Annotated in this window: 13 protein-coding genes; 8 read left to right on the forward strand and 5 right to left on the reverse strand. The window is 57.3% G+C overall.

Annotated elements, in window-relative coordinates:
• Positions 1–13: 13 nt before the first annotated feature.
• The 4 genes from C7H08_RS08260 to C7H08_RS08275 all read right to left on the reverse strand — a co-directional run bounded on the left by C7H08_RS08260 (position 14) and on the right by C7H08_RS08275 (position 6,320).
• A complete protein-coding gene (locus C7H08_RS08260; protein WP_227663256.1) occupies positions 14–2,254 on the reverse strand; it encodes a hybrid sensor histidine kinase/response regulator in 2,241 nt (746 codons plus the stop codon).
• Positions 2,255–2,261: 7 nt separating this feature from the next.
• Entirely contained in the window at positions 2,262–3,413 is a 1,152-nt protein-coding gene (gene nosP / locus C7H08_RS08265; RefSeq protein ID WP_106671256.1) for a nitric oxide-sensing protein NosP, read from the reverse strand.
• A gap of 263 nt (positions 3,414–3,676) precedes the next feature.
• Positions 3,677–4,795: a porin gene (locus tag C7H08_RS08270; protein WP_106671257.1), complete on the reverse strand. Its 1,119-nt coding sequence runs from the start codon at positions 4,793–4,795 to the stop codon at positions 3,677–3,679.
• Positions 4,796–4,970: 175 nt separating this feature from the next.
• Positions 4,971–6,320: a WS/DGAT domain-containing protein gene (locus tag C7H08_RS08275; RefSeq protein WP_106671258.1), complete on the reverse strand. Its 1,350-nt coding sequence runs from the start codon at positions 6,318–6,320 to the stop codon at positions 4,971–4,973.
• A gap of 342 nt (positions 6,321–6,662) precedes the next feature.
• On the opposite strand from C7H08_RS08275, the gene C7H08_RS08280 reads away from it, so the two are divergent.
• Both C7H08_RS08280 and C7H08_RS08285 read left to right on the forward strand, forming a co-directional pair.
• Entirely contained in the window at positions 6,663–7,586 is a 924-nt protein-coding gene (locus C7H08_RS08280; RefSeq protein WP_106671259.1) for an alpha/beta fold hydrolase, read from the forward strand.
• A gap of 101 nt (positions 7,587–7,687) precedes the next feature.
• Positions 7,688–8,437, forward strand: coding sequence for a DUF8198 family protein (locus tag C7H08_RS08285; protein ID WP_106671260.1), 750 nt, complete (start codon positions 7,688–7,690; stop codon positions 8,435–8,437).
• 6 nt (positions 8,438–8,443) lie between these two features.
• Here C7H08_RS08285 and C7H08_RS08290 read toward each other — a convergent pair whose 3' ends face one another.
• The gene (locus C7H08_RS08290) at positions 8,444–8,722 is read right to left on the reverse strand and encodes a polyhydroxyalkanoic acid system family protein (protein WP_106671261.1); all 279 of its coding nucleotides are present in this window, start codon (positions 8,720–8,722) and stop codon (positions 8,444–8,446) included.
• 116 nt (positions 8,723–8,838) lie between these two features.
• On the opposite strand from C7H08_RS08290, the gene ubiE reads away from it, so the two are divergent.
• The 6 genes from ubiE to tatA all read left to right on the forward strand — a co-directional run bounded on the left by ubiE (position 8,839) and on the right by tatA (position 13,005).
• A complete protein-coding gene (gene ubiE, locus C7H08_RS08295; protein WP_106671262.1) occupies positions 8,839–9,621 on the forward strand; it encodes a bifunctional demethylmenaquinone methyltransferase/2-methoxy-6-polyprenyl-1,4-benzoquinol methylase UbiE in 783 nt (260 codons plus the stop codon).
• Positions 9,621–10,262: a ubiquinone biosynthesis accessory factor UbiJ gene (locus C7H08_RS08300; protein ID WP_106671263.1), complete on the forward strand. Its 642-nt coding sequence runs from the start codon at positions 9,621–9,623 to the stop codon at positions 10,260–10,262. Before ubiE ends, C7H08_RS08300 begins: the two co-directional genes overlap by 1 nt.
• Positions 10,259–11,902: a ubiquinone biosynthesis regulatory protein kinase UbiB gene (gene ubiB / locus C7H08_RS08305; protein ID WP_106671264.1), complete on the forward strand. Its 1,644-nt coding sequence runs from the start codon at positions 10,259–10,261 to the stop codon at positions 11,900–11,902. The genes C7H08_RS08300 and ubiB overlap by 4 nt, the downstream gene beginning before the upstream one ends.
• 26 nt (positions 11,903–11,928) lie before the next feature.
• A complete protein-coding gene (hisI, locus tag C7H08_RS08310) occupies positions 11,929–12,345 on the forward strand; it encodes a phosphoribosyl-AMP cyclohydrolase (RefSeq protein ID WP_106671265.1) in 417 nt (138 codons plus the stop codon).
• 12 nt (positions 12,346–12,357) lie between these two features.
• Positions 12,358–12,687, forward strand: a complete 330-nt coding sequence (locus C7H08_RS08315) for a phosphoribosyl-ATP diphosphatase (RefSeq protein WP_106671266.1) — start codon at positions 12,358–12,360, stop codon at positions 12,685–12,687.
• An 87-nt stretch (positions 12,688–12,774) separates the two neighbouring features.
• Positions 12,775–13,005: a Sec-independent protein translocase subunit TatA gene (gene tatA / locus C7H08_RS08320; protein ID WP_106671267.1), complete on the forward strand. Its 231-nt coding sequence runs from the start codon at positions 12,775–12,777 to the stop codon at positions 13,003–13,005.
• Positions 13,006–13,016: the final 11 nt, after the last annotated feature.

The following is a 13,016-nucleotide window of genomic DNA, read 5'->3' on the forward strand; positions in this document are numbered from 1 at the left end:
AAAAGCTTCGCTTTCAGTCCCTCACCACATGGTTGAGCACGCTGCGCAGCTTGAGTGGCTTCACCGGCTTGTTCATTAAAAGATAGCCCAGTTCGCGAATATGCTGTTTCAACTCACTGGTGTAGTTCGCCGTGATCATCAACACAGGAGCCGGTTGGCTCCGGCGCCCGTTGATTTCCGCAACCGCATCCACGCCATTTTCATCGTTGTCGAGATGGTAATCTGCGAGAATCAGATCAACCGGCGCTTCGGCAATGTCCAGCCGGGCATCAAGATCCGCCACCGAGACAGCCGTCACCACCCTACAATCCCATCCCTCCAGCAATGTTTTCATACCCTTGCAAATCGCCTGATCATTATCAATAACCCACACCCGGACCCCGGACAAGTTCCGGTCAACTTCCGCGCACAATGAATCGCGCGCCAACGGCGTTTCCGGTTTGAGGTGTCCCAAGGGTACCCGCACACTGAACACCGAACCCTTACCTTCAAGAGAAGAAACGAACACCTCGTGGCCCAGCATTCGGGAAATCTTGTCTACGATTGCGAGGCCCAGCCCCAGACCTTTATCGGTCGGCGAGCCACTGGGGCGAATACGCTTGAACTCCTGAAAGATCTCCGTGAGCTTGTCTTCCGGAATGCCAGGGCCGGTGTCCCACACCTGCAAAAGAATATGGTCACCCTGGCGTCGACAACCCAGCAAGATCCGCCCCTGACCGGTATAGCGAATGGCATTGGTCAGGAAGTTGCGAAGGATTCTGGCCAGAAGCTGGGGGTCAGAATGCACCACCGCCGATGACGGAACAAAATCCAGCCGAAGCCCTTCCGCGAGCGCCATCTGCCGGAACTCCCTGGCGATATTGTTGAGCAAGTCTCTCAGATCGAAAGCCATGACATCCGGCTTGATCACACCGGCGTCGAGTTTGGAGATATCCACCAGTGTCCCCAGCAGATTCTCGACATCGTCAAGAGAAACACTCACGGAACGAACCAGGCTTTCGGCTTTCGGCCCAAAGCTCTGCTCCTGCAGAGCGCTGGTAAACAGACGGGCGGCATTCAAAGGCTGCAACAAGTCATGACTGACCGCCGCCAGAAATTTGGTTTTGGAGAGATTCGCCTTCTCCGCCTCAAGCTTGGCCTCCCGCAGCCGGGCCTCAACAGCCGCACGCTCGGCAATTTCTTGGCGCAGTTGATCGTTTAGCCCGGTGAGTGCCGCGGTTCGCTCGCGTACTCGCCGTTCCAGATTGTCGTAGGCCTGTTCAAGGGCCAGCGCCGTCTTGCGGCGATCAGTAATGTCCCGGATCAGCACAAAGAAGCCGGTGACAGCACCGGTTTCATCAACATTGGGCACATAAGAACGCAGCATATAGCGTTGCTCACCGCGGCCGCCCTTTTCATCAAACTCGAACGTCACGCTGTGACCATCCATGACCTCCAGAACCTGAGGTAACAAACGCTGATAGAATTCCGGGGTGTGCACCTCATCAAGCCGTTTGCCGAGTGGCGATTCGCCCTGGTGGCCGTACCAGGCCTGATAGACCCGGTTGCAGAACTGAACGGTAAGATCAGCCCCGACATACGCGATCAATGCCGGTACGTGATCGGTGACCACGCGAATCCAGCGCTCGCTTTCTTCAAGCGCCTTGATGCGTCGGGCCATCTCACTGTTCTTAACATCCGTAATGTCTGAATAGAGCACTACCAGACCGCCCTCCCGGGTCGACCTCTCCGTCATCTGTACCCAACGGCCATTGGATAACAGAAAAACCGCGCCTTCGGCTTCCTCATGGCTGTGCTCCTCCACAATTAATCCGGAGCTTACCGCGAGGGCCTTGACGTCATCGATGGAGGTGCCGGCTCTGGGAACGGGGACACTGGCATGGCGCCAATAACTGCGGAAACGGCTGTTAGTCTGGATCAGGCGATGGTTGCGATCAAACAGTACGAAGCCATCTGCTATGCTTTCAATGGCATCATTTAACCGCTGGCGTGAGGTTTCAGCCTCTTGACGAGCCCGAATCAACGCCTTATTGCTGGCCTTGAGCTCTTCCATAGCCTGATTGAGCGCTTCCGTCCGCTCCCGCACCTGTTCGGCCAGAATCACCGAATGCTCAAACGCAGCGTAAGGTTCTGGTTTGTGGGCCGAGCCGGACTCGACTCTTACGATAAGAGCATCCCGGATGCGCCGGAGGCGCTGATTCTCAACCTCCAGTTCAGCAATGCGCTTATCCTTGCTCGTCTCGTCGCAGAGCAACAGACTATCAGGCGCTGAACTCTGGCTGGCCAATCACCACCCCCGTAAATGTCTGGTTGATGTGCATGCCGTTGAACTGCTCTCCGTATGTGTTAAAGCCGACAACGCGATGCGCCCTTAAAAAGGCCGAGACCTCCTCGACCTGGCCGGTCACTTCTGCCTCCAGTCGTCGCAGAAAACAGTCGCACCCGATTGTGACCAGGGGCTTCCCGACTACCCGCTCTGATGCCTCAATCTGATTGCGAACGCTGTCAAGCAAAGAGCCTGGCGTCATGCCCACCATCACAATGCCGGTTTCAACAGCACAGTAGAAGGTCAAGCTCCGGTCCGGATTCACCCGCTGGATTGAGCGAATAAAAAAATTACTCCCCACCCGTACCCCCAAGGGCCGCAACGCAAACACTTTGCGATCGAGCTCCTCGATGGGCACGCCAACGGCACGGGCATAGACTTCCGCCGCCGGCTCGGCATTGAGTTCAAACACCGTGCGGCTTTCTGGGCAAGCGCGAGTAACCACGAGCTTTTCATCCAGAGGCTTCATGTGATGAGTCGAAAACACCCGAAAATCCAGAGGCGTGTTCACCAGCATCACGGTGGCGGCACCGCAATGGAATTCGCCGTCATAGTAAACATGGGTATCCGCCAGCCGTTCATCGTCGCCGGCAGAACCACCGAATTGAGGAATCGTGCCCAAGGCCGCATTCAGCGTGGCGAGCACCAGTTCCTCTCGACTCGACAGGCCATCAAGCAGCGTAATTGCAAACGTATTACCTTTGACCGGTGCCAATCGGGCGTCCCGGCAGGTACTCAGCAAACCGTCAATGACGCCCTGGGCGTCCTGCAGGGTGAAACGATTAAGCTGTCGGATCAGAGCACAATCAATCGCGAAGTACCTGGTATCGAACCCGATCGCACTAATACAGCCTCGGTCGTATCCCTGTTCTGTAATTTCCCCGGCCGACGTGCACCCATAAACCCGGACACCCGTAAAAATGTCCTTCATGGCAGGACCCAGCCTCGGGAGATCGTACTCCACGGAACAGAAAAACAGCACGCACCCCAAGTGATCGTGAGAGAGCTGTCTGGCAAGGTCAGCAGCAGCCTGCTCAGGATCGCGAAGACAAGAACTGGCGACGCATATGGCGGGAAAGGTAGTCATTGGCTTCCTGGGTAAATTGCCGGGAATGCGAGAATCTTCTGACGATTTTACGCGTTCCCCACAATCGGCCAATGCGACTTCAGTGCTTTTCATGGGCGCCCCAAATAGACCGTAAACCATTGATTCAGCACTCCTTCACAGAAGGCGTCACAGTCTGCTGAAGGTTGAACCACAGCAAACCGGCACTTTAGTCTCATGCGGTCACTGCAAGCACCCCGACATAGACGCAGGTGCTTGCCTAGCCATTAAGAGAGCAAGTGCTCTCAGAACATCACAACAGCACCGAGAGCAAGGGTATTCGCATCAGCGGCTTTAACGCCGGTCGACTTGGTTTCCTGCTCAAACATGTTGTATTCCGCGACCAGCTTGAAATTGCTGTTTACGTCATGGAAAACGGCAATCGAGGTATTGTCAGTTTCAAAGTTACCCTGGTCGGAGTCGGTTTCACCGTAGGACACAACAAAACGGTTTGCACCCAGCGTGTAAGAAGCCTGCAGCAGGTAGCCGTCGGCATCTTCCTCTGATGAAAGACCAGTAGGAATGGTGGCTTCGTTTATCAGGATCGGCACATCGCCTTTGGAAGAAAACCCGGACGCAGTCAATGAAAATCCTGCTACGGACGCTTTCAGGCCATAGCCAACGCCGCGGCTATCGATCTTGGTCGTGGCATTTTCAGAGCTTTGCTGGCGGCCGTTCACCCAGCCAGTCAGAGCCACACCGCTCAGGTCTGCACTGTAGCTAACTTCCGTTTCAAAGCGCGGTGCGGACTGCTCGGACTGAGATCCAGGTGTGGTGTTAGCAGGTTCAAAAATACCCGCGGCAACGTTCAGGCCACCCATATCCGGTGAGCGATAGGTGATCTGTGCTGAAGGATTCGGGTAAGGGTAGCCGGTCCGGATATTACCGAAAGACACGCCTGTAGAGGAGGCTCCCGGAGAACCGAAGCCCATCAGAATTTCATCCAGGAAAATATTGGAGCGGCCGTACAAACCAAAATCCTTACCAATCAAAACCTGACCAAAGCTGCCATCGACGGTCGCATAGAGCTGACGCACATCAATTGCGGTGTCAGTCGGTGATTCAATACTGTCATTGATGGTGCTCCAGAACGACGAACGGCCACCCAGTGTCAGGTCGCCAATTTCTTTGCTGAAGTTAAATCCGATGGTGTTGGGTAGAAAGCCCATTTTGACGTCCGAATTACGAACATCACGGGCCTTGTCATTGCGGTTGACATAAAACGCGTTGAAATAGCCATCTACAGAAAAGCTGGTTCCATCTTCGTTGTAGAGCTCGATGGCCGCATGGGCGCCAGCACTGGCACCCATGATTGCCATCATGGCGATCGCCAACCCTGACTTTCTGAAGTTGTTGTTTTTCATACATCCCCCGGTTGTTTTTAGAAATCTGGGATCGGAGGGCCAGGTTATCCGACCGCTCCAGGCGAGGTTTGGCGCCTGTATTCCATGGTCGATGAAGCCGCAGCGGGGGGGAATGCGTCTAGGGAGCAGGTTTTCTGCTCATTTGGGAGGCATCTTAAATGAAACTTTGGGAGTACTACCTGTCCGGAAACTGCTCCAGTTCCAACAGGCAATCGTCGAGAAAATCCTGGGGGTTCGCCAGGATAGCTTCATCAGCCACCACACCAAACTGTACCTGGCCGGCGTAGCTGACGATGCTGACACCCAGGCCGATATCGCCGGCCTGGGGCACCCAGAACATTTGTTCGGTAATCGCGCAGCCAGCCAGGTAGCGCGTTTCTGCCGTGCCTGGCACGTTAGAAACCACGGCAGAGGCCTTGCGGAAAAACAGGTCAGCCAAGGGCCGGCGCCCGACCTCGGGCAGCAGGGAGGCGCAGGCGGTCAGCCCCCAGGCAATGCCGGGCTGCCAGCTTTTCTTGAGCTGGCGGGTTTCATGTTTGATGCGGAACAGGCGCTCAAGTGCACTTTCGCCATCCACCGGCAGCGGCACAAACACGGTGCCGAAGCAATTGCCAGGCTCGTCCTGATCGGGCGCCATCCCCTCCGGCATCCGGGACCGGATATCCACCGGCACCGCCGCATGCATCACCGCATCGTCCAGTTGTTCCGGCGTCATGCCCAGGCGCGGGCGAATGGCGGCCGCCACGCAGGCCAGCAACACATCGTTAATGGTCGTGTTGGTGGTGCTCGCAATGGCACGAAACCGGTCAAGCGGGACCGGGATCGACCAGCGACAACGCCGCCTGCCCAAGAGCGGACGCTTCAGGTCTGAATGCGTATCTTCCTGAGTTACCAGAAACTCGCTCAGTTCATGCACCAGACGGGCGCCACTCTGCACTGCCCGTTCCGCAAAACCAGGCCCTGCCGATGACGCCGCCCCCTGATTCGCAGGGGTGGCCTGAGAGGCCACCGAGCCAAGCCACTGCTGCGCCGACTCCACCCAGCGCCCAAGGCGCGGCAATTCCGGTGCGCCATAGACCGCTGGATACTGCCTCGGCGACGCCGGGCAAAGCCTCGCGAAAATGCCCAATAACGACAAACCATCGGCATAACAATGGTGCAGCCGCAACAACACCGCCGCGCCACCCTCGGCATTCGGCGCCAGCCAGAATTTCCAGGCTGGACGATACAGCGGCAAGGGTTCGTTCAGCCGGTCAGACACCCAATCCTGCAACTGCGCCTGATCAAAGCGATCGATAACAACATCCAGGTGGTGAGCAACCGAGAAGGTAGGGTCTTTTTGCCAGTACCAGGCCGGCGCTTTCCACACCGGCCGGCACAGAAAACGCTCCCAGGCGACCCAGTACACGCTCAGGAATTCCCGCAAGCGGCCCGCTGTCAGCCCATCAACCCGAAGCATGATGGTGATGGTCATGGGATTTTCCGGCCGCTCCAAAGCCAGCCAGGCCGAATCCGAAGGCAGCATGAGATGCGATTGCTCTTGGTTCAAACCTGTCGTTCCCCGGTCAGTAAACTGATAAAAGCCAATCGGGCATTGTGCCAGAGTCGGGGTAGCGGCTCCATAAACCTTACGCTCCGCTCAGAGTTACAAAAAATTACCCGCAGGTAACCCTTCGGTCCTATACTGGTTATATGTCTTAATGCAATGGTTATTAGACAAGCCGCAATCGAAAGCAATTGGCTACAGATTCCCGGAACTTGGGCAGTGGCGCCACTATCTCGCTTCTGAAAACGCGGTACAAATAACAAATCGGCACAATCACAATTAAAAAAAATCAACCATTGCGATGCCGGGGGGAGATGAATCATGAAAGCCAGTCATGTCCGTAAATTGATTAAGCCCATCGAGAACGCCTACTCTGAAATGTTCTCCGGGCGGGTATACCGTGTCGGCAAGGGCGCAGTCTCCGTGCGCAATCACAGCGGAACCGCTGAACATACTGTGGTCGGCGTGCATGGCTTTCTGGAAAATCACTGTTATTTCACTCAGGCCTACGACGGCCCCACCACGGAATTGATTCTGCTAACTTGCAGTAACTACCATATACCGGTTAATGGTGTGACACCCGACAATCCTGACTGGGAAGTGCCGATCAAGCACCTGGAAGGTACCATTGAATATGATGCCTGCATTCTTAACCAGGCTCTGCAGAACCTCCCGACCACCCGAAACGTGCGCATTCATGGCCATTCACGGGGCGGCGCCGTCATCCTGGAAGCCATGCGCCAGTGGCCAGAACTCTATGAAGATACGGAAATCGTACTGGAGGCGCCGGTACTGCCCCAGGGTAAGTTGCATGCCCTGGTGACGACACTGCTGGAGCCGGTCAGCCACGGCATGTGGCCCTGGCTGATCCGCCTGATCAACAGTGCGCCCCAGTCCGCTTATGGCCAGACTTTTTTTGGCAAGATGAACCCACGGAAACGGCAATTGCTGGGCAAGCTGTTTTTTGCCACCAAAGATCATCTGACCATCGTCCGTAACATCGAAAATATCATGGAGTGGATGGTGCGAACCGACAGTTCCGTCTACCAGCATGTCTGCCACGGCACCTTCCTGATTCCTGCCACCGACCGGATTCTGGATCGCACTGCGATGCTGGCCAGCGCCCGCACCAGTCCCACCACCATGCGCATTGTTGAAACCGATGCCCCCAGCCACTTCATTACCCTCGACAGCAAAGAATGGCTGCCTGGTCTGGAGACATTGCCAGCAACGGCCCACGGCTAACGTCGGATGACAGAAGGATAGATGCAGTACCTGCTCCGCTTCGTTAAACTGAACGCTTTTTCACGGCAACGCCTCAGTTACCCCGGTTTTGGAGCCCCTGCATGTATCGTGAGCGTCTGGTCACAACGGAAGTGAATTCGGAGAACGCCCACCGGCTCAAACGCCTGCTGCTGGAATACCACGATTTCCGACAGCTTAAATCGGCTCATCCCTTGCTCGACGACACTCGCAACATTGCCGACTGGCAGGCCAAGCGCCTGAAATCTACCCATCAGGATCTTTATCTGCACCCGGGTTACCACACCGGTCTGGAATTTCTGCTCACCGATTTGTACGCCCCGGCCGGCATGACCCGCCGGGACGACAACATCGACCGGGTTTTCCCAAAGATGGTGAAGTGGTTGCCTGACCACCTGCTGAACACCTTTGCCGGCCTGGTGGAATTGAACCTGATTACCCAGAGCCTGGACCTGGAGCTGGCCGAGTGGTTTGGCGACCGGAGCATTAACACCCGTCAGCTCAGTGGTGAGATTTACTGTGAGGCTTATCGTGCCAGCCGCCAGCTACCGGTTCGGGAGCGACAACTGCAGCTGGTCGCAGACACCGGCCAACAGCTCGACCGTTACGTACGCAACCGCACCCTGGGCTGGCTGTTATCGATCACTCGGGGGCCCGCTGACATGGCCGAACTGGGCGATCTGCACAGTTTTTTGCACCGGGGCTACAGCGCGTTTCGTAACATGGACAAAGTAGACCAGCTGATCGTCCGGCTGATTGGCCGGGAACAACAAGTAATGCGCAACATACTGGCAAGCCACCCGGAGCCGTTTTCATTACCGGGCGACCTGTAGCCCGCTTCAGACCTTGATAATCTGGTCCAGCTGGGACTGAATTTCCTGCTCGATGCGTGATTTGAACGGGCGCAACATCAGCCCCAGTTCTAAACGAATGTGCAGATCGTTCTCAGCAATATCCAGCTGTCCTTTCACGCCACTGCGCTTGAACTTGAGCAGGTCGCCCTCCCATTGATAGTTGACGTCGAACTGTTCCGACAGATCTTTGGCCAGAGTCTCCGCCGCTTCGCGAGCGTGCACTTTGTCCATAGAATGAGCGCGGTGAATATCAATGACTGACATGGGTCGTTTTTCTCGATGATTTGGAAACGTATTTACAGTGTAAGTCGGCAATAAACTTGTAGCCAACACCTCAGCGGTTAGAATACGGAATTCAGATTCTGACAGGACTATCTCTCATGAGCGAGCAGCAAACGCCCGGCGCACCCGGCAACGGCCAGGACGACGTGACCCACTTTGGCTTTCGCAACGTGCCGAAAAACCAGAAAGCCAGCCAGGTCGCCGAAGTTTTTCACAGTGTCGCCGGCAAATACGACCTCATGAATGACCTGATGTCGATGGGCGTCCATCGTCTTTGGAAGCGCTTTACGATTGAGTTGAGCGGTGTTCGCCCCGGGCATCAGGTGCTGGACATTGCCGGTGGCACCGGCGATCTGACCATGAAGTTCTCCGACCTGGTCGGGCCTTCCGGCAAAGTGGTGCTAGCCGACATCAACGCCTCCATGCTGCAGGTCGGGCGCAGCCGCCTGACCGACCGGGGATACGCCGGCAACATCGAGTACGTACAGGCGGATGCCGAACACCTGCCGTTTCCGGACAACAGCTTTAACGCGGTATCCATTGCCTTCGGCCTGCGCAACGTCACCGACAAGGATCAAGCGCTGCGGGACATGACCCGTACTCTGAAGCCCGGCGGCAAACTGATGGTGCTGGAATTTTCCAAACCCACCAATCCACTGCTGAGCAAGGCCTACGACACCTACTCATTCAGTGCGCTGCCGCTGATGGGCCAGCTGATCGCCGGTGACAGCGAAAGCTATAAGTACCTGGCCGAATCCATCCGCATGCACCCGGATCAGGACACCCTGAAGGGCATGATGGAACAGGCCGGCCTGGTGAACTGCAAGTACTACAACATGACCGGCGGCATCGTCGCCCTGCATGTCGGGATCAAGCCCTGATGTTTCCCGGCCCGACCCTGTCGTCCGCCGCCAGCGCCATTGTTGAAGTGGCCCTGAACCGAGCGCTGGAGCTGGACACCGCAGGCCGCCAGGCGCTGCTGACGGCGCTGGTAGGGCCCGTACAGTTTAACATTTCCGCGCCGCTCCCGATGGCCTGGACGCTGGACCGTGTTGGCGACCGGGTTCAAGTGCGCAGCCAACCAACCGAGGAACCGGCTCTGGCCATTACCGGCCGGCCGATGGCCTTTGCCGCACTCGCGCTGGGCGATGACCGGGTGTTTGCCGACGAGCGGTTAAGCGTGGCAGGTAACACCGCCCTGGCGCACCAGTTGCAGCGAGCTCTGAACCAGCTGGAACCGGACTGGGAAGCGGCCATGGCCCGCCATCTGGGCGACCTGCCGGCGCATTTTCTCGGTAACGGTATTCGCAGTGCCGTGCAGTGGAGCCGGCAAGCCGCCGGCACCATGAGCAGCAACCTGGAAGAATACATCCACGAAGAGAGCCATGCCTTGCCCGGGCGCCGTGAACTGGAAGCTACCTTTCAGGATATCGACGCGTTGAGTCTGCGCACAGAACGTCTCGAAGCACGCTTGAACCAACTGGACAACACCGGCCGCACTAACGATACGGAGAACCTGTGACCCGCCTGCGACGCCTGTTCCGAATTGCCTGGGTATTTTGCCGCTACCGGCTGGACACCTTTTTGCCCCTGGCGGAACTGCCGACGGCCCTGAAGGTCTTCTTTCTACTGGCCCCCTGGCACCTGTTTCCCCAACCTAAACTCAGCCGCGGTGATCGCCTGCGCCTGGCCTTGGAGGAACTCGGTCCGGTATTCGTCAAATTCGGCCAGATACTCTCGACTCGTCGGGATCTGCTGCCGGATGATATGGCCGAATCCCTCAAGCAACTGCAGGACCGGGTGCCACCTTTCCCCAGTGACCAGGCCCGGACGATCATAGAAAAGTCGCTGGGCGCGCCGGTGTCGGAGCTGTTTGCTGAATTCAGCCCGGATCCGATGGCCTCGGCCTCGGTGGCCCAGGTGCATGCTGCTACCCTGCGCAATGGCCAGAAAGTGGTGGTTAAAGTATTACGCCCTGGAATCGACAAGGTGATTCGTCAGGATCTGGGCCTGATGTACCTGATGGCCGGCCTGCTCGAACGATACTGGGAGGAAGGTAAGCGCCTGCACCCGGTCGACGTGGTGGCGGATTACGACTCCACCATTCACGACGAACTGGACCTGCAGCGGGAAGCCGCCAACGCCAGCCAGTTGCGGCGCAACTTTGATAACTCGCCGTTGATCTACATCCCCTTTATCGACTGGGATTACACCCGCAAATCGGTGCTGGTGATGGAGCGCATCCACGGCATCCCGATTGCCGATGTCGCCAAGCTGCAAGACGCTGGTGTCAACATGAAGGTGCTGGCCGAGAAAGGCGTCGAGATCTTCTTCACCCAGGTATTCCGGGACAGCTTCTTCCACGCCGACATGCATCCCGGCAATATTTTTGTCGACGTCTCCAACCCGGCCGACCCGAAATACATCGCCATCGATTTCGGCATCGTCGGCACCCTGGCGCCGGACGACCAGAGCTACCTGGCCCGCAATCTGCTCGCGTTTTTCCGCCGGGATTACCGCCAGGTCGCCCAGCTGCACATCCAGTCGGGCTGGGTGCCGCCAGACACCCGGGTCAACGAATTTGAAGCCGCCATCCGCACCGTGTGCGAGCCTATTTTCGAGCGGCCACTGAAAGACATTTCCTTCGGGCACTTCCTGCTGCGCCTGTTCCAGACCGCTCGCCGCTTCAATATGGAAGTCCAGCCGCAACTGGTGCTGCTGCAGAAAACCCTGCTCAACGTCGAAGGCCTTGGCCGCCAACTGTACCCGGAGCTGGACCTGTGGAGTACCGCCCAGCCGTTTCTGGAAAAGTGGATGCGCCAGCGCATTGGCCCGGCCGGACTGATCAAATCGCTGCAGATGCACCTGCCGGCCTGGCTGGAGCAGTCTCCGGAGATGCCGCAACTGGTGCACGATACCCTGCTGCAACTGCGCGGCAGCGGCCCGACCGAAGAGCAGAATCGGGCGACTTTGGCGCTGATGAAGGAACAGCAGCTTCGCAGTGAACGACGCTGGCGCCGGGGCTTCATTGCGGCGGTTCTCGCCGGCGCCGCCATTGTCGGCAGCCAACCGGAAGCCCGTCAGCTGGTTATCGACATGCCACCCTGGAGTTGGGTCTTGCTTGCCGTAGCGGCAGGGGTCATGCTCCGGGGTAGCCGCTAAACAGAAAAAAGTCAGGATTCACAAAAATGCAAGATTCCACCGCTAATGTCGAACGGTTTGACTGGCTTGACGAGATCCGCTGGACCGATGATGGCCTGGTGCCCGCCATTGCCCAAGATGCCAACAACGGCGACATCCTGATGATGGCCTGGATGAACCGGGCATCGCTTAAGCTCACGGTTGCCGAGGGCCAGGCGGTATACTGGTCCCGCTCCCGGGGCAAACTCTGGCGCAAGGGCGAAAGCTCAGGGCATCAGCAGGTGCTCAAGGACATCCGGCTCGACTGCGATGCCGATGTGATTCTGCTGAAAGTCGAACAAAAGGGCGGCATTGCCTGCCATACTGGACGACGAAGCTGTTTTTACCGGACGCTGCAGGATGGCCAGTGGGTCAGTGCCGAGCCGGTGCTGAAAGACCCGAACGCCATCTACGGCAGTAATTGAGGAGCAGACACCGTGAGTGATGTACTGGAACGCCTGGGACAGGTGCTAGACGCCCGTAAGCAAGCCGATCCCGAAACCTCCTACGTTGCCAGCCTGCACGCCAAAGGGCTGAACAAGATTCTGGAGAAGGTGGGCGAAGAGTGCACCGAAACTCTGCTGGCCGCCAAGGACGCTGAGCATTCCGGGGAAACCCGGGATGTCGTGTACGAAACCGCCGACCTGTGGTTTCACAGCATGGTGATGCTGTCTCGGCTGGGCCTCGGCCCGAAAGACGTGATTGATGAACTGGCCAGCCGGTTTGATTTGTCTGGTCTGGAAGAAAAAGCGTCGCGGAATCCGTAAAGGAGGTACCCCTAACGGGGATTTCCGGGAACGGTGCACCTTGGCGTACAATGTCATGCAACAGAAACAATTGAATGAGGACCCCTCATGGGTATCAGCATCTGGCAACTTTTAATTGTACTCGGCATCGTCATCCTGCTGTTCGGGACCAAGAAACTGCGCAACATCGGTACCGACCTGGGCGGCGCCATTCGTGGTTTCAAGAAATCCATGGGTGACGACGAAGAAAAACCTGCCGATCCCGACACGCTGGAAGGTCAGCAGGAAAAGCAGGCCCAAACCCAGGCCGAAGAAAAGCCCCGGGAAAAGCAGAGCTGAGCCGCACCTGA

Origin of the sequence: Marinobacter halophilus (assembly GCF_003007685.1) — a bacterium.
GTDB classification, from domain to species: Bacteria; Pseudomonadota; Gammaproteobacteria; order Pseudomonadales; family Oleiphilaceae; genus Marinobacter; species Marinobacter halophilus.

Excerpts from the sequence above, each read along its gene's own strand:
- ubiE (WP_106671262.1), top strand. The coding sequence starts at position 8,839 with ATGAGCGAGCAGCAAACGCCCGGCGCACCCGGCAACGGCCAGGACGAC.
- hisI (WP_106671265.1), top strand. The coding sequence starts at position 11,929 with ATGCAAGATTCCACCGCTAATGTCGAACGGTTTGACTGGCTTGACGAG.
- nosP (WP_106671256.1), bottom strand. The coding sequence starts at position 3,413 with ATGACTACCTTTCCCGCCATATGCGTCGCCAGTTCTTGTCTTCGCGAT.
- C7H08_RS08270 (WP_106671257.1), bottom strand. The coding sequence starts at position 4,795 with ATGAAAAACAACAACTTCAGAAAGTCAGGGTTGGCGATCGCCATGATG.
- C7H08_RS08300 (WP_106671263.1), top strand. The coding sequence starts at position 9,621 with ATGTTTCCCGGCCCGACCCTGTCGTCCGCCGCCAGCGCCATTGTTGAA.
- C7H08_RS08285 (WP_106671260.1), top strand. The coding sequence starts at position 7,688 with ATGTATCGTGAGCGTCTGGTCACAACGGAAGTGAATTCGGAGAACGCC.
- tatA (WP_106671267.1), top strand. The coding sequence starts at position 12,775 with ATGGGTATCAGCATCTGGCAACTTTTAATTGTACTCGGCATCGTCATC.
- C7H08_RS08275 (WP_106671258.1), bottom strand. The coding sequence starts at position 6,320 with ATGCTGCCTTCGGATTCGGCCTGGCTGGCTTTGGAGCGGCCGGAAAAT.
- C7H08_RS08280 (WP_106671259.1), top strand. The coding sequence starts at position 6,663 with ATGAAAGCCAGTCATGTCCGTAAATTGATTAAGCCCATCGAGAACGCC.
- C7H08_RS08290 (WP_106671261.1), bottom strand. The coding sequence starts at position 8,722 with ATGTCAGTCATTGATATTCACCGCGCTCATTCTATGGACAAAGTGCAC.